General features: G+C 70.5%; 13 protein-coding genes. 5 read left to right on the top strand and 8 right to left on the bottom strand.

What is annotated here, in order from left to right; all coding sequences use genetic code 11:
• Nucleotides 1–47: 47 nt before the first annotated feature.
• Nucleotides 48–1,148: an NADAR family protein gene (locus QSK32_RS32845; RefSeq protein ID WP_285474040.1), complete on the top strand. Its 1,101-nt coding sequence runs from the start codon at nucleotides 48–50 to the stop codon at nucleotides 1,146–1,148.
• A 61-nt stretch (nucleotides 1,149–1,209) separates the two neighbouring features.
• Here QSK32_RS32845 and QSK32_RS32840 read toward each other — a convergent pair whose 3' ends face one another.
• From QSK32_RS32840 to pgi, 3 genes are all read right to left on the bottom strand, one after another.
• On the bottom strand, nucleotides 1,210–2,550 hold the full coding sequence (locus QSK32_RS32840; protein ID WP_285474039.1) for a carbohydrate-binding protein: 1,341 nt from the start codon (nucleotides 2,548–2,550) through the stop codon (nucleotides 1,210–1,212).
• Between the two features lie 972 nt (nucleotides 2,551–3,522).
• Nucleotides 3,523–4,587: a winged helix DNA-binding domain-containing protein gene (locus QSK32_RS32835; RefSeq protein ID WP_285474038.1), complete on the bottom strand. Its 1,065-nt coding sequence runs from the start codon at nucleotides 4,585–4,587 to the stop codon at nucleotides 3,523–3,525.
• Between the two features lie 21 nt (nucleotides 4,588–4,608).
• Entirely contained in the window at nucleotides 4,609–6,237 is a 1,629-nt protein-coding gene (gene pgi / locus QSK32_RS32830) for a glucose-6-phosphate isomerase (protein WP_285474037.1), read from the bottom strand.
• Between the two features lie 195 nt (nucleotides 6,238–6,432).
• Here pgi and QSK32_RS32825 point away from each other — a divergent pair, with 195 nt between their 5' ends.
• From QSK32_RS32825 to QSK32_RS32815, 3 genes are all read left to right on the top strand, one after another.
• Nucleotides 6,433–8,484 (top strand): ArnT family glycosyltransferase, encoded by a 2,052-nt coding sequence (locus QSK32_RS32825; RefSeq protein ID WP_285474036.1) that lies wholly within the window; start codon nucleotides 6,433–6,435, stop codon nucleotides 8,482–8,484.
• A 773-nt stretch (nucleotides 8,485–9,257) separates the two neighbouring features.
• Nucleotides 9,258–10,838: a DNRLRE domain-containing protein gene (locus QSK32_RS32820; RefSeq protein WP_045744744.1), complete on the top strand. Its 1,581-nt coding sequence runs from the start codon at nucleotides 9,258–9,260 to the stop codon at nucleotides 10,836–10,838.
• A 312-nt stretch (nucleotides 10,839–11,150) separates the two neighbouring features.
• Complete coding sequence (locus QSK32_RS32815) at nucleotides 11,151–12,902, top strand: hypothetical protein (protein ID WP_285474035.1); 1,752 nt, start codon at nucleotides 11,151–11,153, stop codon at nucleotides 12,900–12,902.
• 291 nt (nucleotides 12,903–13,193) lie between these two features.
• Here QSK32_RS32815 and QSK32_RS32810 read toward each other — a convergent pair whose 3' ends face one another.
• The 3 genes from QSK32_RS32810 to QSK32_RS32800 all read right to left on the bottom strand — a co-directional run bounded on the left by QSK32_RS32810 (nucleotide 13,194) and on the right by QSK32_RS32800 (nucleotide 20,604).
• Entirely contained in the window at nucleotides 13,194–16,205 is a 3,012-nt protein-coding gene (locus QSK32_RS32810; protein ID WP_285474034.1) for a DUF6493 family protein, read from the bottom strand.
• Nucleotides 16,202–17,665: a DprA-like winged helix domain-containing protein gene (locus tag QSK32_RS32805; protein ID WP_285474033.1), complete on the bottom strand. Its 1,464-nt coding sequence runs from the start codon at nucleotides 17,663–17,665 to the stop codon at nucleotides 16,202–16,204. Before QSK32_RS32805 ends, QSK32_RS32810 begins: the two co-directional genes overlap by 4 nt.
• Nucleotides 17,666–18,027: 362 nt before the next feature.
• On the bottom strand, nucleotides 18,028–20,604 hold the full coding sequence (locus tag QSK32_RS32800; protein WP_285474032.1) for an amino acid permease: 2,577 nt from the start codon (nucleotides 20,602–20,604) through the stop codon (nucleotides 18,028–18,030).
• 221 nt (nucleotides 20,605–20,825) lie between these two features.
• On the opposite strand from QSK32_RS32800, the gene QSK32_RS32795 reads away from it, so the two are divergent.
• The gene (locus QSK32_RS32795) at nucleotides 20,826–21,092 is read left to right on the top strand and encodes a hypothetical protein (RefSeq protein WP_045744743.1); all 267 of its coding nucleotides are present in this window, start codon (nucleotides 20,826–20,828) and stop codon (nucleotides 21,090–21,092) included.
• 66 nt (nucleotides 21,093–21,158) lie between these two features.
• On the opposite strand, the gene QSK32_RS32790 is transcribed toward QSK32_RS32795, so the two are convergent.
• Complete coding sequence (locus QSK32_RS32790) at nucleotides 21,159–21,962, bottom strand: response regulator transcription factor (protein ID WP_083449279.1); 804 nt, start codon at nucleotides 21,960–21,962, stop codon at nucleotides 21,159–21,161.
• Between the two features lie 85 nt (nucleotides 21,963–22,047).
• On the bottom strand, nucleotides 22,048–23,280 hold the full coding sequence (locus QSK32_RS32785) for a sensor histidine kinase (RefSeq protein WP_285474150.1): 1,233 nt from the start codon (nucleotides 23,278–23,280) through the stop codon (nucleotides 22,048–22,050).
• Nucleotides 23,281–23,357: the final 77 nt, after the last annotated feature.

The raw sequence follows: 23,357 nt of genomic DNA, 5'->3' as shown, positions 1-23,357 counted from the left end.
AACGCCGCCGCCCGCCCGGGCGTGGGTGCCGTTGTACGCTCGCCGGCATGCCGGACAGCACCGCGACGTCACGGATGGCCGGTGACGACGTCATCCAGGGAAGACAACGCCTCATCTTCGTCAACCGGGGCGACCGGTACGCGCTCAGCACGCTCGGTGTCTTCGCCGACGGCGCCGTCCTCTGGCGATTCGGTTCGACCGACGTCGACGGGCTGCGCGCCGCGTTCGCCGACGGCACGCTGACCCTGACGCCGCCCGAGGGCGCACCGCTGATCATCGAGGGGACAGCGAGCGGGACGGTGCCGGCGCTGGAGTCGTGGCTGACTCCCGAGCTGCTGATCGGCGACCTCGCCGACGACCTGGACGATCTCAACGACCGGCCGGACTCCTCCCGGCGCTGCTGGAACGCGCTCCTGGCGTACGCCGCCGACCCGACCGCGGCCAACCTGGAGACCGTCCGCGGGTCGTACCACGCGGTGCCGGAACACCGCCGGATCTACATGCTCGGCGACATGGACCAGAACGACGTTCCGGTCCGGATCCTGCTCGCCGAGGTGGGTGAGACGATCCCGGCCCGCAACGAGGGAAGCACGCTCACGGTGACCCCGGAGGTCCGGGAGCAGGCCCTCGACTACTTCCGCCGGAGCAGGGCCGCGGTCGCCGGAAGCCAGGCCCGGCGGGTGGCGGACGGTCCGGAGTCGACCGTTGCGCTGGCCGTCGGCGGGCACGTCTACCCGAACGGCTGGCCGGATCCGGCGGGCCTGGAGGTCCTCCAGATCGACTACCCCGCGACGGTGGTGCGTGACGGCCGGCCGTACGCCAGTGTCATGCACGCCTACTGGGCGCTGTCCACCGACGACACCGGCTGGCACGACCGGATCGCCGCCGCCGACCGGGGCCTCGACGCCAGGAAGCTCGGCGAGGAGGCGCCCCGGCGGACGGGCTGGCCGGCGGCCCGGCTGGGCGTGATGACCGCGCTGCTGCGGGACAAATTCGAGCGCCACCCGGCGATGGCGGCGACACTGCTCGGCACCGGCGACGCCCAGTTGTCCTACAGCGACTGGGCGTCGCGGTACTGGAGTTCGAGCGGCGCCAACTGGCTGGGCCGGCTGCTGGAACTCGTGCGGTCCGAGCTGGCGGCTCGGTGAGCGGGCCGCCACGGTGATCAGCGACCCTGGAAGGACCTCACCGTACGGGCAGCCGGGATGATCAGCGGCCCTGGAGGGACTTCACCGTGTCGCCGAAGGTCCAGCCCTTCGAGCCGTCCCAGTTGATCGACCAGGTCATCAGGCCCTTGATCCCCGGAACACTCTGGTACGCCTGCGTGACCAGCGCCGGCGTCATGTACCCGCCGCCCGCACCGACCTGCGCCGGCAGACCGGGGACCTGCTTGTCGTACGGGATCCGGATCGTGGTGCCCTGAATGGTGAGACCGTTGGCAAGACACTGGGTCTGCACCGTGAAGCCCTGCACGGTGCCCGCGCCGTACGAGTCGCCGGAACACCCGTACATGCTGCCGTTGTAGTACTGCATGTTCAGCCACCACAGGCGGCCGTTGTCCAGGTACTTCTTGATGATCGGCAGGTAGGAGCCCCAGATCGAGCCGTAGACGACGCTGCCGCCGGTGACATAGGCGGTCTCCGGTGCCATGGTCAGCCCGAAGTTCGACGGCATCGCGGCCAGCACCCCGTCGATGATCCGGATCAGGTTGGCCTGCGACGTGGACAGTGTGCCGATGCTGCCGCTGCCGGTGAGCCCGGTCTCGATGTCGATGTCGATGCCGTCGAATTGGTAGGCCTTGAGGATCGGCACGATCGTCGCCACGAACCGGTCGGCGACCGCGCTGGAGCTGAGATCCACGCCGGCGGTGGCCCCGCCGATCGACATGAGCACCGTCGACCCGGCCGCCTTGGCCGCGCAGATCTGGGCCGCCGTCGGCACCTTCACCCCGGCGTCCATGCCGTCCTCCCAGAGCACCGTCCCGTCCGGCCGGATCACCGGGAACGCCGCCATCAGCACGTTGTACCCGTGCTGCGCGATCCGGGAGTCGTCGACCGGGATCCAGCCCATGCCCGGGTGCACGCCGTTGGACGCGCCGTCCCAGTTCTCCCAGTACCCCTGCAGCACCTTGCCGGTCGGTCGGCCCTTGGTGGCGCAGGTCCCGCCGCTCCCGGTCGGCGACGGCGTCGGGCTGGCGGTCGGTGTCGGGCTGGTGGTCGGTGTCGGGCTGGTGGTCGGTGTCGGGCTGGTGGTCGGTGACGTGGTCGGCGTCGGTGACGTGCCACCGGTGCAGGCGCCGAGGTCCGTCCACAGGGTCGGCGTGGCCGCCGGGTTCCAGCCGGTCCCGGCGTAGGCGGTATGCGTGACCAGCGCCTGGTAGAGATGCCCCTGATAGGTCACCTGTTGTCCCGCGGTGTAGGTGGGACCCTCCGCCCACACCGTCGACGAGCAGGCCACCGCCGCCGCCCCGCTGGGCGACCATCCGATCACCGCCCCGGTGGCCACCAGCACTCCGACCACCACGGATATCAACCCACGTCGAACTCCCATGGCCTCATCCTGGCGTTCACATCTATAAATATCAAGGCTTGTTAACTGTTAACACCGGGCCGCCGGCACGGCCGGCGCTCCCACGCAGCCCGGCGCTCTACCCCAAGCCGTCGTCCATGGTCACCACTCATCGGCCGTTCAGCGCCGCCCAATGTCGGCCGATGTCGATGTCAGCCGATGCCGCTCGATGCCGGCCGATGCCGGTGTCAGCCGGTGCAGGTCGGTGTCAGCCGGTGCAGGTCGGTGTCAGCCGGTGCAGGTCGGTGTCAGCCGGTGCAGGTCGGTGTCAGCCGTCGCCCACGGTCGACCGCATCCGGCCCGACAGCCGTGGTCGACGGCTGGGGTTGCTCGGCCGTCGACCACGGCTGTATTCGATCACCCGGAGAGCCACCGACGACGGCTGACCGCTCCGAGCCGTTCACCACGGCTCAGGACGGAGGCCAAAAATGCCGTAACCGACGGCCGCCCACCGCCAGCCGTCGCGCAGGGCTGTCACGGTGGGCGGCGAGCAACGAGCAGCGGATGACAGGCGGCGAGCAGCGAGCAACGGCTGACGAGCGGCGAGCGGCAGGCAACGAGCAACGGCTGACGAGCAGCGAGCAACGGCTGACGGGCAACGGGCAACGGGCAACGGGCAACGGGCAACGGGCAACGGGCAACGAGCAACGAGCGACGGCTGACGGGCGGCGGACCTTCACGGGGCTGCGGGCACGGTGCCGTCGTCGAAGGTGGAAATCACGTCGCCGGCCTACAAGCTCGAGCGGCGTGTAGGTGGGATGGAACTCGAGACGTCGAGCGCGGCGGTGCGGCGGCGCCCGGCCCGGGCGTGTTGGTGGGATGGAGCATGGCCGGGCGGCGGTGCCCCGGCCCGCGCTGGCCGCTCCTGGTGATCGCCTGCCGGCGTGCCCGGCCTTGCGCTCGAGATGGGGACGGCACCGTCACCCGCAAACGGCACCGTCACCCGCAAGGGGGTCAGACGGGCTTCACGATCATGGGGAGGTCGAGATAGGCGGCGTATCGCTCCAGCGCCGGCTGTGCGTCTGAAAGGTCGAAGTCGGCCAGCGGGTTGACGGTGATCGTCACGGCCTTCCTACCCAGGGCGCGCTTCCATGTCGCCATCACGTGGCCGTCCCGCACCAGGGTGGACTGGAACACGCCGTTGCCGCCGGGGATCACGGCCGCCACCTGGGCCGGGGTGGCCATCAGGGAACGATCCTTGTAGCCCAGCATGTACTCGTCGAAGCCGGGCAGCGCCCACCAGCCGCGCACCGGATCCGCGTCCAGGGTCTCCGGGGTGGCCCACATCGCGGTGCCGTCGACGTCCACGGCGACCAGGCCGGCCGCCGTGGCACCCAGGCGGCAGTCGCCCATGGTGAGGCCGGTCCAGCCGGCGAAGTCCTTCAGCGGGGCCGGGCCGTGGCTCTGGAAGTAGCGCCGGGCCAGGATCGCCAGGCCTTCCTCCCGTTCATAGGTGACCCGGGACGCGGCCCACTCGTCCAGGAGCACGAACGTCTGTTCGGTTCCGCGGTTCGGGGCGATGGCTGTCACGCCGAGTTGGCTCGCGTACCAGAGAAGGTGGTAGCCGAGCTGACCACTCACCGCGACGCCGCCGTCGGTGAGGGCGGCCAGGCACTCGGATCGCGTCAGGCGGCGGCCGCCCGCGAGCGCCTCGCCGAGCATCTGCGCCGCCTTGTCGACCGTCTCCTCGGACAGGCCCAGGATCTCCCGGCGTTTCGCCGCGCCGGCCAGCGCGCGGACGCCGGTGAGCTGCAGCATCCAGTGGGCGTCGGCGGACGGGATCAGGTGGACCGTGCCGCGCATCGGCCAGGTTCGCACGACCGTTCGTTCTTCGGTCTCAGCGATCACCGACGCGAGTGACGAGCCAGACAGCCGGGCGCCCAGCGACCAGAGCACGCTGTTGAGGTCCTGCGCCTGCATCGCGCCGAACCACTCGGCGACCTCGAGCACCGAGCGACAGGGGTGGGAGCCGAGCAGCAGGCTGGAAAGGCGAAGGCTCAGTGCCGTAGACGCGTCCACGACACTGAGCCTAGGCAACGACTACCGGCCGCGGGCCGCCCGGTACCGCTTGATCAGGGCGTTGGTGGACGAGTCGGCGTCGTCGGCGGGCGCGTCGGCCGAGGTCAGCTTCGGCGCGAGCTGGTTGGCCATCACCTTGCCGAGCTCGACACCCCACTGGTCGAACGAGTTGATCTCCCAGATCACGCCCTGGGTGAACGTGATGTGCTCGTAGAGCGCCACCAGCTGACCGAAAGTGGTCGGCGTGAGCGAGTCCGCGAGGATCGTGGTCGTCGGGTGGTTGCCCTGCATGACCCGGTGCGGCGCGACCTTGGGGTCGGTGCCCTCGGCCTTGACCTGCTCCAGGGTGCGGCCGAACGCGAGCGCGCCGGTCTGCGCCAGGAAGTTCGACATGAACAGGTCGTGCATCTCGCCGATGTCGTGGTTCGGCTTGCTGAACCCGATGAAGTCCGCCGGGATCAGCTTGGTGCCCTGGTGCACGAGCTGGTAGAAGGCGTGCTGGCCGTTGGTGCCGGGCTCGCCCCAGAACACCTCGCCGGTCTGGTACGTGACCGGGTCGCCGGACAGGCGCACCGACTTGCCGTTGCTCTCCATGGTCAGCTGCTGCAGGTACGCCGCGAACCGGTGCAGGTACTGCGCGTACGGCAGGACCGCGTGCGACTGCGCGCCGAGGAACGTGTCGTACCAGACGTTGAGCAGCCCGAGCAGGGCCGGAACGTTCTGCTCGATCGGCGTTGTCCGGAAGTGCTCATCGACGGCGTGGTAGCCGGCGAGCATCTCGGCGAACCTCTCCTTGCCGATCGCGATGAGCACCGAGAGGCCGACCGCGGACGGGAGCGAGTAGCGGCCGCCCACCCAGTCCCAGAAGCCGAACATGTTGTCCGTGTCGATGCCGAAGTCGGCGACCTTCGCGGCGTTCGTCGAGACGGCCACGAAGTGCTTCGCGACGGCGGCGTCATCGTTCAGCGATGCGAGCAGCCAGTTCCGGGCCTCGCGCGCGTTGGTCAACGTCTCCTGCGTGGTGAACGTCTTGGAGACGATGATGAACAGCGTCGTAGCCGGGTCGAGGTCCTGCGTCTTCTCGTACAGGTCGGTCGGGTCGATGTTCGACACGAACCGGGCCTCGATGTCGCGCTGCGAGAACTCCTTCAGCGCTTCGTAGGCCATCACGGGACCGAGGTCGGACCCGCCGATGCCGATGTTCACGATCGTCTTGATCCGCTGACCGGTGTGCCCGGTCCACTCGCCCGAGCGCACCTTGTCGGCGAACGCGCCCATCCGGTCGAGGACCTCGTGCACGTCGGCCACGACGTCCTGGCCGTCGACGACCAGCGAGGCCGTCCGCGGCAGCCGCAGCGCGGTGTGCAGCACGGCACGGTCCTCGGTGATGTTGATGTGTTCACCGGAGAACATCGCGGTGATCTTCTCGCTCAGCTTCGCCCGGCCGGCCAGGGCCACCAGGGCGCTCAGGACCTCGTCGCTGACCAGGTTCTTGCTGTAGTCGACGTAGAGGTCAGCGACCTCGGCCGCGTAGCGCTCGCCGCGCCGCGGGTCGCCGGCGAACAGGTCGCGCAGGTGCACCGCAGCGAACTTCTCCGCGAGTCCCTGAAGGTTCTGCCACTCGGCGCTGTCGGAAACGTGTTCGCTCATCTCTCCCACTCCGGACCGGGCCACTCGCACGTATATCGCCCATGGTGGCACGGGCCCCGTGCCACCGGCGGCGAAGTTGCAGCTCACAGACGGCCCACAGATTGATCACAGAGCCGTCGTAGAACTACTCGCGAGGTTAGTCCCATGACGACGACTGCACGCCACCGGTCCCGAAGTGTCCCAGAGCGTGTTCCTTTGGTACTGCTTCTGCTCGGGACCGCGGTCCTGTACCTGTGGGACCTCAGTGCGTCGGGATGGGGCAACAGCTTCTACGCGGCCGCCGCACAGGCCGGCGCGCAGAGCTGGAAGGCATGGCTGTTCGGCTCGCTGGACGCGGGTAACGCGATCACCGTCGACAAGCCCCCGGCCGCCATGTGGATCATGGGCCTGTCCGCGCGGATCTTCGGCGTGAACAGCTGGGCGATCCTGGCACCGCAGGCCCTGATGGGCGTGGCCAGCGTCTACCTGCTGTACGCGGCCGTGAAACGCTGGTTCGGGCCGACCGCCGGACTGCTCGCGGGGGCGGCCCTGGCGGTCACCCCGGTGGCGGTGCTGATGTTCCGCTACGACAACCCGGACGCGCTGCTGGTGCTGCTGATGACGGCGGCCGCGTACACCACGGTCCGGGCCACCGAGACGGCGAGCGCCAAGTGGCTGGCGCTGACCGGCGTGCTGCTCGGGTTCGGCTTCCTCACCAAGATGATGCAGGCGTTCCTGGTGCTGCCGGCGTTCGCGCTGGTCTACCTGGTGGCCGCCCCGGCCGGCACCGGAAGACGGATCAGGCATCTGCTCCTCGCCGGCGGCGCGATGATCGTCTCGGCGGGCTGGTACATCGCGCTCGTCGAGATCTGGCCGGCGTCCTCCCGCCCGTACATCGCCGGATCCACCAACAACACCCTGTGGGAGCTGGCGCTCGGCTACAACGGCCTGGGCCGCATCCTGGGCGGATCGGGCAACGCCGGCGGTGGCGGCGGCATGGGCGGCGGCGGGAACACCGCGTTCGGCGGGTCCACCGGCATCGGACGGCTCTTCGGCGAGGCGATGGGCACCGAGATCTCCTGGCTGCTCCCGGCCGCACTGATCGCCCTGGTCACGGTGCTCGCGGTGACGTGGACGGCGCCGCGGACCGACCGGGCGCGGGCTGCCGCCCTGCTGTGGGGTGGGTGGCTGCTGGTCACCGGGATCGTGTTCTCGTACATGAGCGGAACGATCCACCCGTACTACACCGTCGCGCTCGCCCCGTCGATCGCCGCGATGGTGGGCATCGGCGCCCGGGTGCTGTGGCTCTACCGCGCCGAACTCTGGGCACGTCTGGTGCTGGCGAGCATGGTCCTGGCCACCGCGGGCTGGGGGTTCGTGCTGCTCGGGCGTACCGAATGGATCCCGGCACTGCGGTGGGTCGCCCTGGCCGCCGGTGTGGTCGCGGCGCTCGCGCTCGCCGCTCCCGCCGCCCAGCTGCGACGTCTCGCGGTAGTGGGTGTCGTCGCGGGCCTGCTCTCGGCGGGCCTGGGGACCGCGGCCTACGCGACGGTCACGGTCACGGTGGCGCACACCGGGTCGATTCCGACCTCCGGGCCGTCCGGAACGTCCGGCATGGGCGGTGGTCCGGGTGGCGGCGGAGGGGGTACGCGCGGGGACCGGCCCGACCGCACCAGCGGGGCCGAGTCGTCGCCGGAGGATTCCACCAGTTCCGACGGTGCTTCCGCCCCTGCTCCGACCGGCACCTCAGGTTCCGGCTCCTCCTCCGGCGGCCAGTCCTCCGACAGCGGCCAGTCCTCCGACAGCCAGTCTTCCGACAGCGGCCAGTCCCCCGACGGTCAGTCTCAGGACGGTGGCGCTCGGGCGCAGGGCGGCGGGCCCGGCGGGGGCGACGGCGGCGGTGGCATGGGTGGCGGGTCCAACAGCAACAGCGAGCTGAACGCGCTGCTCGAGAAGACGACCACCACCTGGTCCGGCGCGGTCTCCGGCGCCACGTCGGCCGCCGACCTGGAACTGGCCACCGGCACCGCGGTGATCGCCCTCGGCGGCTGGGACGGCTCCGACCCCGCGCCGACGCTGGAGCAGTTCCAGGCCTACGTCGGCAACGGCCAGATCACCTACTACATCGCCGGTGGCCGCGGCGGCGGCATGGGCGGCGGTGACGGCGAGACCACCCAGTCGTCGCAGATCGCCACCTGGGTCGAGGCGAACTACACGGCCACCACGGTCGGCAGCGCCACGGTGTACGACCTGACCGCCGCGAAGTGATCCCGCAAGCCTGATTCCACCCCCGGTCCGGTCCCCGCAGCCCCCACTGCGGGGACCGGACGCTCACCGATTCGCTCCGTCACCACCCCGCCAGGACGGGGCAGCACGGCCGGATCCGGGCGCTCTCCGCACTCAACGACCTCAGTACGCACAGTTAACAATACCCTCAGTCACCTCACGGGAATTATCGTGTGACATGCGCCACTAGCTTGAGCAGGCGGGTTAACCGGGCCGACTCGCGTGCGCCACCGCCGTCGTCACGCACTGTTCGAGCGGTGCGGTCACGCGAAACCGTTCCGGTTGATCGATCCGCGCCGCCCTCCCCCGTTCCCGGATGCCGGGAAATCGTAGGGTCCTCACGTCAGCGGGTCATCTCCGCCGGCACCCGGCAGGAGCCGCGCCGCTCAGAAGGCAACGCGGCTCGTGTCGGCCGATCCGCCGGTGGTACCGGTGCCCGGAACCTCAACGTCCGGACCACCGGCGGATCCAGATCGGCCCGCCGCGACGTGAGTCCACCGTCGCCCCCACGCCCCCTGCGCTCGTTCTCCGCCGCAGCCACGATCGCCGTGCCGACGCGTACCCCCTATGCCGGAAAGCCGACGCCGAACGCCGGGCCGGACCACCGCGAACGGCCGTGCGACGTGCCCGAACGGGCCAGAGGAAGACGCAACCGACCGGCACCGGTAAGGGCACTCGACTGCAACTCCCGGCCTGAAATCTCTCCCCCATGCCCGGCGGGTCACCGCCGGAACGATCTGGGGGAGATCGCAACGATGCGTCGAGCCAAGCTTTCCAAGACGGTGCACACTCTGACCGCGCTGTTCGCCAGTGGCACCGCCGTCCTGATCCCGGCCGCGGCCAAAGCCGCCCCCACCGTCAAGAAGACCAGCAAAGAAGTGGCGATCAAGGCGACCGACGACACCTACACGTCGACGGCACGGTCCGCCGCCATCTTCGGCCACGAGAAGAAACTGGTCGCCGGCAAGGACGGCAACGACGTCAAGACGACGTTCGTGAAGTTCACCGTCCCGGACGGCACGACGGTCAAGGGCGCCCGCCTGGAACTGCACCCGGACGGCGCCCCGCACGGCGAACTGACCGTCAAGCGGGTCCTCGACAACGGCTGGACGCAGGGCAAACTCGACGGCGCGCACATGCCGAAACTGGGTATGGCGGTCGCCGCGGCCACCCCCCGAGAGGGTGACGACACCGTCGGCTTCGACCTGAGCGGCGAGGTCTACGGCCCCGGCACCTACTCGTTCGCGGTCACCTCGAACGACGAGGTCACCCGGTTCGGCTCGACCGAGAGCGACCACGGTCCCGAACTGGTGATCATCACGGACGCCGCGGCACCGGCCGCAGCACCCGACGCCACCCCCGCACCGTCCGGCCAGGCCCCGAAAGCCGGCAAGGACTGCGTCACCGACGCGAAACTCGTCCCCAGCTGCAACATCCTGTGGGGCGGCGCGGCCGGCGGGTTCTCGCCGACACCCCGCGACGAGGCCCTCAAGACGTTCGAGAAGGCCAGCGGCAAGACCGCGGCGATCTTCCACCAGTACCACAAGGGTGACGAGAAGTTCCCCACCAAAGCCGAGATGGCGATGACCGACGACCTGTCGAACCCGCGCGTCCTGATGCTGAACTGGAAGGTGGCGGTCGGCGACGAGACCTGGGCGGACGTGGCCTCCGGCAAGCTGGACAAGCGGATCGACGCGGCGGCGGCGCGCTTCAAGGCGTACGGGAAGAAGTTCTTCATCGTCCTGAACCACGAGCCGGAGAACGACGTCTCCAAGACGCCCGGCAAGGGCATGGACGCCAAGGACTTCCGCGGCATGTACCGGCACACCATCGAACGGCTCCGTAAGCAGGGCGTGACGAACGCGGTGAACGTGATGGCGTACATGGGCAACGAGCGCTGGATCAACCAGTCCTGGTGGAACGACCTGTACCCGGGCAACGACATCGTCGACTGGATCGGCCTGGACTCGTACGTCTCGGTGCAGAAAGGTCAGTACCACTACGGCGACTTCGGGGACCTGCTGGACCGCAAGGGCAAGAACGCGCCGGACGGGTTCTACAACTGGGCGGTCAAGAAGGCACCGGGCAAGCCGTTCATGGTGGCGGAGTGGGGCGGATACCACCGGGTCGGGCAGGACACCGACAAGTCGGCGATGTACAACAGCGTGCTGCCGGAGCTGGCGAAGCGGCCGGCGATCAAGGCGATCGTGCACTTCGAGACGAAGAAGGACGACCAGGGCGACCGCGACATCAGCATCGACAGCACGCCGGGAAGTCTGGCGGCGTTCAAGAAGCTGGCCGCGAACCCGGTGTTCAACGTGAAGATCGGCAAGTGAGGGGTGTAGCCGTCTGATCGTCGCGTTGTTAGACAACGCACACTGTGAGCGCCGCTTGGCTCCCCAGACGGGCGGCGCTTCACATATTTATCCGGACATTTCGTGTTTTGTGTTGTTCGGTGTTTTGGTCAGCTTGAGTCGTTGCTGTGCGCTCGGATATTTCCTTGTTTTAATGTTTTATGGAGCTTTTCCTGACTTAGCGGACGAGCGACGGTGACCCGGGAGGAAACAGCCCTCCCGGCGAACCTGAGGAACCCCCGTGAGCTGCTGATACGTACACTTCCCCGGATTCGCCGACGGGGAAGGAACTCCATGCCCGACCAGAACCAGCCACCGTGGGGCTCGACGCCCGGCACCCCGGGCCAGTCCGAGCCCGCGCCGGAGAAACCGTCCTCCGGGGTTCCCTCGTCCGAATTCCCCCTCCCCGAACCTCCGGTGTTCGGCACCCCCGGCCCGCTGCCGCCGCTGCCCGCCCCACCGACGTTCGGCGTCCCCACCGCCACACCCCGGCCACCGGCCTGGGGCGCCCCGGCCGGGCCGTCCCACCCGGTACCGCCGGACCCCACCTCCGGGCCGGCCGGCACACCGCGGCCGCCGACGTTCAGCGCACCCACCCCGCAGCAGCCGCCGTTCGGAACACCCGCGCTTCCGCAGCCGCCGTCCGGGGCACCGCAGCCGCCTTTCGGAACACCCGCGCTTCCGCAGCCGCCGTCCGGGGCACCGCAGCAGCCATACGCGGCATCCACTCCGCAACAGCCGTCGTTCGGGGCGCCAACCCCACAGCAGCCCTCGTGGGGCGCACCGCAGCAGCCGGTGTTCGACGGACCGCCGCCGTTCGGCGCACCCACGCCGCAGCAGCCACCGTTCGACGGGCAACAGCCGTTCGGCGCACCCACGCCGCAGCAACCACCGTTCGACGGGCAACCGTCCTTCGGCGCGCCGGCGCCCGGTTTCCCGCCGCCCGCGGGTCCCGTATCCGGTGGTTCTGACGTCACAGCCATCGCCGTGACCACCAAGTACCCGTGGCCCGCGTTCCTCCTGGCCTTGTTCCGTCCGTTCCTGGCGGTCAACGGCCACCGGGTGCCCGGCGCGTGGGGCCGCACCGTCATCCCGGTCCCGCCCGGTCAGCACCACCTGCACGTGCACGTGCCGTACCTGCTGCCGTCCCGGATCGGCACCGCCGAACTGTTCGTCCCGGTGTACCCGGGCCAGATCGTCGAAGTCGAGTACCGCGTACCGCTGATCGTCTGGCTCGACGGCTCGATCGGCCCCGCCCCGCAGAAATACCGGGGATTGGCCGCCTACATCGCCCTCATGGTGATCCCGCTCCTTCTCATCCTGTGCATGTGCGGCCTCGGCGCCATCGGCCTGTCCAGCAGTTCACAGACGACGTCCACGCTGCCCACGTTCCCCGCCTATTCGGCGCCGGCCCTGCCGACCGTCCCCACGTACTCCGCACCGTCCGCCGGCCCGACCGCCACGTCCGGCCCGAACGGGTCCACCTCGTCCGGTTCGAGCGGATCAGCCACCTCCGGTTCGGAGGCGAAGCCGACGCTGCGTTCGGCGACCGCCCGCACCCTGAGCGGTCCGTCGTACAGCTCCAACGACGAGACCTACACGATGGCGCTCAGCGGCTACCCGTTCGCGTTCCGTACCCCGTCCGGCTGGGGATGCCTGGCCGGCAAAATCGACATCGAGGACGCCAAGGCGTGGGTCTGTGTCGACGAGGGCAACCCGTTCGACGCGAGCGCCCCGGAACCGGACCGCGGTAAGCGCCTCCAGATCATGCTGCGCCCGTGCACTTCGCCGTGCACGGCGGCCACCCGCAAGGAGATGAGCGCGCTCTGGTTCGACGACGGCGCCACGTCGAAGTCGCTCGACGCCACCACCTCGTACGTGGAGAAGGCCAAGGACGCCAAGGGCCGCTACATCCTGGACATGAGCCACTTCTTCCCCTCCACCGGAACCCCGAAGTACCAGATCGCAGTAGGCGTCTACAGCCAGCCCGCCACCAAGGCCGTGGTCCAGAAAATCGTCAACGACATCCTCACCCAGGCCGGCTGACCCGCCCTGTCGCCGCCCTCTCGTCCAGCGCCTCGCCGAACACCACCCCGGTGTTCCTCCTACGAGCCACGCGGACCGGCCGTGTCTGCACGTCCTCCCGTACCGCCGAAGTCGCCCCCGCCCTGCCGGCCCGAACCGCTCGTCCCGGGCCGGAGGGGCAGGCTGGGCCGGTGGAGGCCAGCCCTGCCAGTGGGGCAGTCCGGGTCGGCGGGCAGGCCCGGAGGCGGCCGGCGAGGCAGGCTGGGCCGGTGAGGCGGGCTGGGCGTCTCGTCCGGCCAGCGAGCCACGCCCTCACCGCACCTGACTCTCTCGTCCACGCCCGGTGAGGATCGCCAGCAGCCGCTTTGCCTCGGTGACCAGCCGAGAGCTGCCTGGTCGCCGCGCGACCTCCTCGAGTCCCTCGATCCCGCCCGTGATCCCCGATTCCGCCGCCACCTGGGTAGCCAGTTCGAGCAGATCCGGCACGGCCCGCAGTTTCGTCCGCATCAACGGTGGCAGGGCCGCGACCAACAGCTCCCACAACGCCGCAGAAGCTCCCGCGCGGTGCAGGTCGGTGAGCACCGGAATAGCCCGGCTCAGCTTGATCGTGCTGTCCGCGGCCAGATCAGCGAGGTCGACACCGACCGAGGAAGCGGAGAACGTCGGCTCCCCGGCCGCCAGCGCCAGGAACATGTCGACGCCCGCGGCCCGGTCCGCCTCCTGCTTAGCGGCGAACACGTAGGCCAGCGCCACCGACATAGCAGGCCCGAACGGCCCGGAACACTCGGCGAGGATCGGCAACAGCTGCCCGCTGCCCCGCTGGTCCTGGTCGGCGAGGGCGGCCAGGTCCCCCAGTGCCCAGGCGACGGCCGCCTCACGGTGGTGCGGCAGCACCATGGCCAGCACGTCCGCGACCCCGTCGAAGTCACCCGGCGTATACGACGGATGCCGCCCCGGCTCTCGGGTGAGCAACTGTCGTTCCAGCCGCAGACCGCCGTCCCGAGCCGGCCGCAACGACGCCACGACCCGGCGACGGACCGGCGCACTCCAGGTGTACTCGCCCCGCAGGTTCCTCTCACCCTCCTGGACGAACCGTTCACTGACCGGGTCGGGCAGCCCTCCGGACACGAGCCACTGGGCGAACTGCCGCCCAGCCGGCGTGGTGAGACGCTCTGCCCGCGCGACGACCTCAGGAGCTGCGGTATGCGGCACCCGGAGCAAAGCCTGTTCCAGGTCGAACGCCCACGGCTGCCATCCCTCGGCCTCAGCCCGCCGCAGACGGTCGAGCAGAACGGCGGCGTCGAGGCTGCCGTTCACGTGAGTGGGGGTAGCGACGAGCGTCGGCGTGACCGGCCCACCGAGGTGCACGGCGATCTCCGCGACCCGCAGCGCCAGCACGTCCGACGGACGAATCCCGATCGGCGAGTCGGCCCCGCCACGCCGGCCCTCCTGCCAGGCCGTCCGGACCGTGGCGACCGTCCACTGATGGTTCGCCTCGTCGCGGGGTTCGCCCGCCGCGGTGCGGATCGCCGCGGCCAGGTAGACGCCCGCCGAACCAATGTTCCAGTTGTTCTTGATGAACATGCGCGGATACCGGTCGAGAACCGGCGGCAGCGCGACCGCGATCGCCTCCCGCTCCCCGGCGGCGTGCAGCGCGACGAGCCCGGCGAGCACGCGCTCCCACCCGACGGCCGTGGAGTCGTGAACAAGACTCGCGACCGCCTCAGCAAGCTCGGCCGCGTCATCGATCGGCGCAGGCATGGCGGCGACAGGCGGCACGGACAGCAGCTCCGCAACGCCCGATCCCAGGCCCGAGACCACCGACGGCCCGCCCGCATCGCCAGGCACAAGTCCCGGCACCACAGGTGGCGCACCCGAGTCGACAGAGGGCATGGTGAGCCAGTCGACGTCGCTGCGATCGGTACCGCCGGTGCGATCGGTACCGCCGGTGCGCACCTCGACCCGGTCTGCGACCTCGGGTGCAACGGCTCCGGGCACCGTGGCACTGCCAAGCCTCGTCGCAGCACCGAGCGCCGTGACACCGCCAGACGCCGTGGCACCACCAAGCGACACGGCAGCACCAAGCGGCGTGGCAGCACCAAACTCTGTAGCAGCGCCGAACACCGCGGCAGCCCGGGCCGGCATGTCGCCGGTGAGGGCCCCGGCGGCGTCGGCGAGACGGGCCACGGTTGCCGGGTCCAGGTCGCCGATCCTTTTGGCGATCACTGTCAGGGCGCGTTCCTGCAGGGCGAGTGACGAGTGACCGAAGGCGACAGCGATCGTCTCGAGGATCTCGCCGGCCCGCTCCGGCATCCGCCGGCAAACCTTGTCCAGCCAGGTCAGCTGGGTTCTGACCAGGGTCTTCTCGGGGCGGAGCAGCACCGGGGCACTGGCGTCAAGCAGGGTTTCCAGGTCGAGGCGCCCGCTGTCGTCGACCGCGCGCAGGGACCGCTGACCGAGGGCGGCGACCGCGCCGTTGCCGTCGGCCATCATCCGGGCATAGTCGAGCGCGTGCGTGGACAACTCGTCCTCGGTAGGGGCGAGCACGTCGTGCAACACCGCGAACGGGCGCAGCGCGGTGGCCCGGTCACCGCGGACGAGACGGTCCACGGTGGCGGCCAGCACGGTCTTGCGTTCCAGCCGGCCTTCACCGACCAGGTGCGCGATCACCGTGACGATGCGGGGCGCGCCGTCCCACTCCTTCGTCTCCTCGTTCCACTGGACGGCGGCCAGGTTCATCCCCAGCCCGTCGACCGTGAACAGGGCCGGAATCAGCAGATCGAGGAACGGCTCGTCGCGCATCCGCATGCTCAGCGGCGGAACCGGCCGGTTCCGCCAATGCGGCCGGGTCAGGTCGAACAGCCAACTCCGCACCGCACCCTCGGTGATCGTCGGGGTAGCCCCACCGGCGTGCAGGAACGCACTCGCCACGGACCATTCGGAGGCGTGCGGACTTCGGGCCGGGATCCGCTGGGCGAGCCGCGCACCGAGATCGCCGATCCAGGCCTGGTCACGGGTCCGGGCGATTTCCAAATATCTTTCCGGGGTACGCGACCAGGTCCACGAATCCAACTGACGCCGCCGGAGCAATGCCGCCGCACGAGCAGCCGACGGCAGGCACCCGATGATCGCCATCGCGTAGCCGGGAGCGGGATGGTGGTCGGAGCGCCACCCGTCATCGGGCGGCAGCGCGGTGATCCCCGCCTCGATCGCGGCCGCCTGCGCCCGGCGCTCCTCCGCGGTCGCGGCGAGCAGCCGGCGCTGGAGAACCCCGAACTCGCCGGCCCGGGAGAGCCGGTCGATCTCCTCCCAGGTGATGCTCATGCGCAGGCCTCCGCGGTCTCCGTGAAAGCGGTGCCGGTGACCGTACCGGCATGAGCGCCACCAGCCGCACCCGCACCACGGGCAAGACCAGTACCGGCGCCCGCACCACCAGCAGCAACGTCGGCGCCGGCATCGTTGTCGGCTTCGGCTTCGGCTTCGGCTAAGACGATCCGGACTGCGAGCGCATGCTTGCACGGGCCACGGCCGCCACGGTGTCTCGCCCACCACGGGCAGGTGCAGGAGAAGACACCGTCGGCGTGCCGCACGTGGTAGGTCTCGTCGCCGCTGACCACCACCGACACCCCCGCGCCGGCCGTGACCGCACCGGCGGCGGCCAGTGACCGGGCCCCGGCCAGACGAGGGTTCATCTTTTCCACCGCGTCGGCCGCGTAGGGCAGGGTGCGGTGGAAGTAGCCCCCCTCGGCGACGTCGAAGCCGACCCGGCCGGCCGTGCCCAGCTGGGTCAGCGCGTCACGGACCCGCTGCGCGCCGAGACCGGACGAGGCGGCCAGCGCGTCGACGTCGATCGTCGGATCCCAGGAGAGCAGTGCGCTGATCAGGTCGGCGTCGTCGGCCGCCTCGTCGCTGGACAACGACTCCAGCACCGCCCCCTCGCCGGAGAAGCCGCGGTACGGCTCCGGAGACAGGGTCAGCGACAGGCGCAGCGACGGCGTGCCCAACTCCCAGGTGCTGGCCACCGGTCCGCTGCCGGCCGCGACGGGCGGGCCGTAGACGGTGAGGCTCACCGCGTACCGCAAGAAGGGCTTCAAAGCGACGAGACGCCCGGCGCCCGGCAGGCAGACCGCGCCCGGCGCAGGGCGGGAGGTGAAGCGCAGTGTGCGGCCGGCGGGAACCGCCCACAGCACCGACCGGTCCGCCGCCGCAAGACGGTTGAGCAGCGCCCGGGCCTCGGTGACACCGATCCTCGCCCGCGGGTCGAAGCGGGAGGTGAGCACCTGCGCCTCGGCGAAACCGCGCAGCCACCGGGACGGCAACGGCACCTTGCGCTCGACCACCTCGCCGTCGAACGTCGTCACGGTCAGATCGTCGGGGCCGACGGCGACCTGCAGCGGATCGGTGCGCCCGACCCGCGACAGGGCCCGCTGCAGGGGCGCGTTGACGTCCACATTGGTGGTGCCGTGCGCAACGATGTCACCGTCGAGTCCGGCGGGCAGCACGTCCATCCGGGCATAGACGCCGCAGCAGCCGGAGAACGACTCGAATCGCAGCCGGTCGGAGCCGGCGGTCACCACGGGGTCGAGGCTGGCCGGGCTGACCGGCCGGAAGTATCGCGTGCGGGCGACCTCGGCCACGCTCAGCAGGCCGGTGGCCGCGGCACCGGGGTCGGTCAGGAATCCGGTGAAGAACCGGGGATGCGCCGCCGGGCCGCCGGAGGTCTGCAAGGTGAGCCCGTCGTCCAGAGTCGACGAACCGAGGTAGCTGTATGCCGCGGTAACCATGGGCGAGAGATTAGAACAGGGGTACGACAGTTTTCGGCGTCCACTTCTGCCCCGCCCGCCGGCGTTCACGGGGAAGCCGGGCGAACGAATCCGCCCGGCCCGGCGTGTGGCTGGAGTTGGACGGCTGGGCACGTCGCTGGGACGGCACGGTGTTCAGCCTGCCCTCGGCACGGGCCACGCCACTCCACCGCGTGTCATACCGAGGCGACCGATTCCGTGATCGCGGAATGAGCGCTCCATTCGGCTGTCGTCGACCCACCCGAGCCCACATCATGCGCGGACCTCGTCGGACGCGAAGGGGTGCGATGCCGCTCGCAGCCTCGGCTGGTTTGCTGCGAGCGGCAGGGCCGATGCGGTGGCACTCAGACGGTGTCCTCCGGGGATTCCGACGAATCAGCGTTGTCCGGGGCGACCGGTCGCGGCCGCCGGGGCGACCGTTGACGGGGTGTCCGGGGCCGGGGCTTGTCGACTGCCGCCGCTGCGTCAGCCTCGGTGGAGGACACGACACCCTGGTCCCCGGCATCGGTGGTGTTGCCGGTATTCGTGGTGTTGCCGGTATTCGTGGTGCTGTCAGTGTCCTCGAGGGCGGGACGAGAACGCGGCACTCGGGGACGGGGGCTACGGGGACGGGGAGACGGGGCGCGCTTGCGGGGGCTCGGACGCTGAGGCGTGTCGGCGACATCCTCGCCGGCATTTTCCGTATCCCCTGCGACAGTTCCTCCCCCGGCACCCTCGTCAGCACCCGACGCCGTGTCGTCCTTCCCCGCACCGACGACAGCGCCCGATGGGGCCTCCGCCCCTGCGCCTTCGCTGACGCCCGAAGGCGACACTGTTCCAGCGGCCGGGCCGGCACCCGCGTCCGCCTCTCCGGCGGAAGAGCCTTGCCCGGCGGAGGCTCCGCGGTCTTCGGCAGTGGCTTCCGTATGCGGGTCGGCTCCCGGTGTCGACTCCGTTGCCGCCGGTGTCGCATCCGCGGGAGGAAGCGGTGTCGACTCCGTTGCCGCCGGTGTCGGGAAGCTGGTGGTCGCGGCCGGTGGCGTCGAACCGTTCCGGGCTGCCGCCGGGCCGACGCCGGTTTCCGCAGGGCCGGACCCCGATCCGCTGTTCGTCGTCTCGGTACCCGTATCCGCGATCGACGGTCCGGGAGGGTTGGGTCCGCCGACGCTGCCGTTGCCGCCGTTGATCCCGGTAGCCGCGCCGGAGATCTGGCCGTCCGATCCCGAACCGCTGCTGACGCTCGGCCTCGTGTCTGCGTCGGTACCGACACCGGAACGGGTGGCAGCACCAACGCTCGGCCCGTCACCAGTGGCGGGTTCAGCGACAGTGCCGGGCTCCGCGACAGCACCGGGCTCGGCGACGGCGCTGGAATCAGTGGCGGCATCCACGCTGGAGTCGGCGTCAGCGTCAGCGTCGGTGCTGGTGCTGGTGCCGGTGACGACGCCGGTGTTGGAGTCGCTGCTGCCGTCGGCGGCGGTCACCGGTGCGGCGGCCGGAGTGGGCGCGCCCGGCGGTAGGCCGGTGCCGATGGCGGCGTACACCTCGGGGCTGGTCTTGCGCAGTTTGCGACCCCAGTAGACGCCACCCAGGTAGGCCAGCAGGAACGACAACGGCGCCGACACGACCTGGAAGGTGTTGTCGTTGCCCAGCAGGTCACCGAAGAACGCGACCGTCAGCAACAGGATGAGCGTCAGGAAGACCGTGGCGATCCACGGGGCGACCGATCGGCGCCAGCGGGTCTCGCCGTGGTCGCCGCGCCGGAAGAAGCGGAGCACGGCGATCGAGGCGATCGTCATCAGGACCAGGACGCCCAGGCCGCCGGAGACCGTGCCGAAGAAGAACAGGTCGGTCGTCGGGTTCCACCCCGCCAGAGCGAAGATCGCCAGCACGGCGACGGTGAGGCCGGACTGGGCGAGGGACGCGTTGACCGGGACATCGTCGCGGGTGCGGGCCAGCGCCTCGGGCAGGACTCCCTCGCGGGCGACGGTCAGCGCGTACCGGGCGACGGTGTGGTGGAAGGCAAGCATCGCGGCGAAGAGACTGGTTGCGAAGAAGATCCGGCCGAGGTCGACGACCACCGTGGACAGGTACGGCTCGGGCAGGAAGAAGAACAGGTCGTCGAGGTGGTCGGCGGCGACCGCGACGATCTGGTCCGGCCCGGCGACGACCGACATCGCCCAGGCCGTGCCGCCGTACAGGAAGGCCGCGACGAGCAGGGTGAGCCCCATCGCGCGGGCCACGGTGCGGCGCGGGTCGCGGGCCTCCGCCGCGTAGACCAGCGGCGCTTCGAAGCCGACCATGCCGGCGACCGCGGCGACCAGCAGCGAGATGCCACCGGCGCTGGCGATCAACGCCGGGTTGAGCGTGTCGAACGAGACGGTGTCACCGGCCGGGTTGCCGAGCATGACCGAGTCGAAGATCAGGACGATCAGCACCTCGGCGCAGACCAGGACGGTCAGGATCCGGGCGTTGAGGTCGATCTGCAGCCGGCCCAGCCCGGCGATGACCGCCCAGCCGAGGAACGCCCACACCACCCAGGAGACGTCGAGTCCGAAAATGGCCGCCGCGTTGTGGGCGGCGACGCCGAAGGCACCGTAGAGCCCGATCTGCATGGCGTTGTACGCGAGCAGCGCCACGAAGGCGGTGCCCACACCCGCGGGCCGGGTGAGTCCCGCAGCCGCATACGCATAGAAGGCACCCCGGTTGGGAACGTGCCGGGCCATCGCCGCGAGCCCGACGGCGAAGACGCCGAGAACCGCGGCCACCAGCATGTACGCGACCGGCAGCCCCTTCTCGCCCACCTGGCCGTAGCCGAGCGGCAGAGCCCCGGCGACCACGGTGAGCGGCGTCATGGCGGACACCGCGATGATGAAGATCGGCCATGTGCCGAGCCGCCGCTCGGTGACCGCGTCCTGCTGCGAGGTGGCGCCCGGCTGGGACATGTCGCCTCCTTCGATGGGATGACCGTCCCCCATCATCGCGTCCACAACGAACTATTGATATAGAAACTTTTCGATCATGACGAATCTGATCCACTCCGCCGATCCCGATCAACCGGTCGGACGAGGCCGCGCCGGTATCCGGCACACGCCCGATCCGGGTACGCGGGTACGCGGGTACGCGGACCGGTTTCGCCACGCCGACGGTGGGTAGGCTTCGGCGCATGCCGATCGGTCCGCAACCACAAGGCCGCCGGGGCACGGTCGAAGAGCCCTACAGCCCGCTGAACCTCAGGCTCGCCCTGGCCTCGTTCGGTCTGGTGGTCTGCGCGGTCCTGGCCGTGCTGCTGCTCCGCGCGGGCTGGACCCTCCCGGGGTGGCTGCTGGTCGGCTGGGCCGTGGTGGCGGCCGTCGATATCGTGGTGATCCAGCTCCGCCGCCGGGCCCGTGCACGGGCCGAGGGCGGTCGCGACCACTCGCTCTTCGAATAGCATCTCCTGCCGGACTTGGGCCGTTCGCCGCCGGGATCCGCTCCGATGATCTCGGCCCTCGGCGGTTCATACCAGCCCCGCGTCGTGTACCAGAAGCGCCACCTGGACCCGGTTGTTCAGATCGATCTTGGCCAGCACCCGCGACACGTGCGCCTTGACGGTCGCCACCGACATGAAGAGCTCCGCCGAGATCTCGGCGTTGGTCCGGCCCCGGGCAATCGCCAGCGCCACCTCCCGTTCTCTCGCGCTGAGCCGCCCGAGCAGTTCCGCGGCCCGGTCCCGCGGCGGCGGCGCCACGACCGCGACGTGCGCGATCAACTGACGGGTCACGCTCGGCGACAGCATCGCCTCACCCCGGGCGACCCGCAGCACCGCTTCCACGATCTGCCCCGGCGGCGTATCCTTGAGCAGGAATCCGCTCGCCCCGGCCCGCAACGCCCGCAACACGAACTCGTCGGCGTCGAACGTGGTCAGCACCAGCACCTCGGGCGCACCGGGCCGCCGTCGCAGTGCCTCGGTGGCGGCGAGCCCGTCGACCCCAGGCATCCGGATGTCCATCAGCACGACGTCCGGCCGCTGCACGGCCACGGCGGCGGGCACCTCTGCCCCGTCGGCCGCCTGCCCCACCACCCGGATCGTCCGGTCACCGGCCAGGATCATCGCCAGCCCGGCCCGGACCAGCGGATCGTCGTCCACGATCAGCACCCGGACCACGCTCGGATCCCGGTCGTCCGCGCCGCCCTCGCCGTCCACGCCGTCACCACCGCCCCCACTGTCGCCCACGCCGCCATCACCCTCGCCATCGCCCTCGCTGTCGCTCAATCCGCCGATACTCGCCCTGCCATCAACGCCCGCACTGCTACTACTCATGACGCCGCCACCACCGCTGATGACGCGACCATGGACGTGATTCCGATGCTGAGGACACGGCCGTGAACATGGGCACCGGTCCACGTCATGGCACCGTCCACGGCAGCCAGGCGGTGAGGACGAAGTCGCCGTCCGCCGGGCCGTGGGTGATCCGGCCGCCCGCCAGCCCGGCCCGCTCGGCCAGCCCGACCAGGCCCACGCCGGTGCCCGGGATGGGCCGTGCGGGAGCGGTCGCCGGCATCGGGTTACGGATCTCGATCGTCAGACCGTCGCCGGGATCGCCGTCGACGGCGACACCCACCGCGGTGCCGGGCGCGTGCTTGCGCGCGTTGGTGAGACCTTCCTGCACGATCCGATACGCCGTGAGCCCGGTCGTCGCCGGCACCTCGTCGAGGGCCGCCGAGACGGCAAGTCGCACCCGGCTGCCGGAGGACCGCGTCTCGTCCACCAGCGCCGGCAGCGCGCTGAGCGTGGGCTGCGGGCGTTCCGGTACGTCGTCACTCTGCGCCCCGGTTCGCAGCACGCCGATCACCGCCCGCAGGTCCTGCAGCGCCTGGTGCGCACTCGCCCGGACGACGGCGGCCGCTCCGGCGATCTCGTCGGGTGGCGCGTCCGGCCGGAACTCGATCGCCCCGGCGTGCAGGCTGATCAGCGAGATCCGGTGGGCGAGCACGTCGTGCATCTCCCGGGCGATCCGCGTGCGTTCCAGCACCTGGGCCTGCGCGACCCGCAGACGCTGCTCGGACTCGGCCCGCTCGGCGCGTTCCCGCCAGGAGACGATGAGCTGACGCCGGGTCCGCAGCACCATGCCCCAGAGCGCCACGATGATCACGAAGGCGGTGCCCCAGCCGACGGTCTCCCAGTAGGTCTGCCCGTTCTCGTGGCGGAGACCCGCGAAGACGAAGTTGCTGGCCACGATGGCTGCCAGGTAGCCCGCGAGTACGGCGAACCGCCGGTGCACGCCGACGGTCAGGATCACGACGAGGATGGAGACCGCGCCGGCCAACGTGAACAGGGAGAGGACCAGGTGGTATCCGGCCACCGCGGCGAGGAACCGGCGGCGCCACCAGAGTGAGAGCCCGGCGACGACACCGGCGGCGCCGTCCGCGATGCTCAGCCAGCGGGGTGTGTCCCACCATCGCGGGACGCCGTTCGACGGATCGTTGATCAGGTTCAGGGTGAGGATCACCGCGAAACCGGCGGCGACAGCGACGCAGAGGCCGTCGACCACCCAGTCACGGGTGGACCGCCGCACCGGTGCGGGACCGTCCGGGTCCGCGACCAGCGCGGACGGTATCAGCCACCGGTGCTCCGCCATTTCCACATCGCGACTGTACGAGCCCGCGCTCGCGCCCCGATACCGACCAAAGTAGGGGTCCTGACCCCGACCTTGGT

The organism is Actinoplanes sp. NBRC 101535, assembly GCF_030269225.1.
GTDB lineage: Bacteria > Actinomycetota > Actinomycetes > Mycobacteriales > Micromonosporaceae > Actinoplanes > Actinoplanes rectilineatus.
This window is presented reverse-complemented; position numbering and strand designations above follow the sequence as displayed.

Bases quoted from the DNA above. Each gene is read 5' to 3' on its own strand.
- QSK32_RS32820 (WP_045744744.1), top strand. From the start codon at position 9,258: ATGCGTCGAGCCAAGCTTTCCAAGACGGTGCACACTCTGACCGCGCTG.
- QSK32_RS32800 (WP_285474032.1), bottom strand. From the start codon at position 20,604: ATGTCCCAGCCGGGCGCCACCTCGCAGCAGGACGCGGTCACCGAGCGG.
- QSK32_RS32840 (WP_285474039.1), bottom strand. From the start codon at position 2,550: ATGGGAGTTCGACGTGGGTTGATATCCGTGGTGGTCGGAGTGCTGGTG.
- QSK32_RS32815 (WP_285474035.1), top strand. From the start codon at position 11,151: ATGCCCGACCAGAACCAGCCACCGTGGGGCTCGACGCCCGGCACCCCG.
- pgi (WP_285474037.1), bottom strand. From the start codon at position 6,237: ATGAGCGAACACGTTTCCGACAGCGCCGAGTGGCAGAACCTTCAGGGA.
- QSK32_RS32790 (WP_083449279.1), bottom strand. From the start codon at position 21,962: ATGAGTAGTAGCAGTGCGGGCGTTGATGGCAGGGCGAGTATCGGCGGA.
- QSK32_RS32785 (WP_285474150.1), bottom strand. From the start codon at position 23,280: ATGGCGGAGCACCGGTGGCTGATACCGTCCGCGCTGGTCGCGGACCCG.
- QSK32_RS32810 (WP_285474034.1), bottom strand. From the start codon at position 16,205: ATGAGCATCACCTGGGAGGAGATCGACCGGCTCTCCCGGGCCGGCGAG.
- QSK32_RS32845 (WP_285474040.1), top strand. From the start codon at position 48: ATGCCGGACAGCACCGCGACGTCACGGATGGCCGGTGACGACGTCATC.
- QSK32_RS32795 (WP_045744743.1), top strand. From the start codon at position 20,826: ATGCCGATCGGTCCGCAACCACAAGGCCGCCGGGGCACGGTCGAAGAG.
- QSK32_RS32805 (WP_285474033.1), bottom strand. From the start codon at position 17,665: ATGGTTACCGCGGCATACAGCTACCTCGGTTCGTCGACTCTGGACGAC.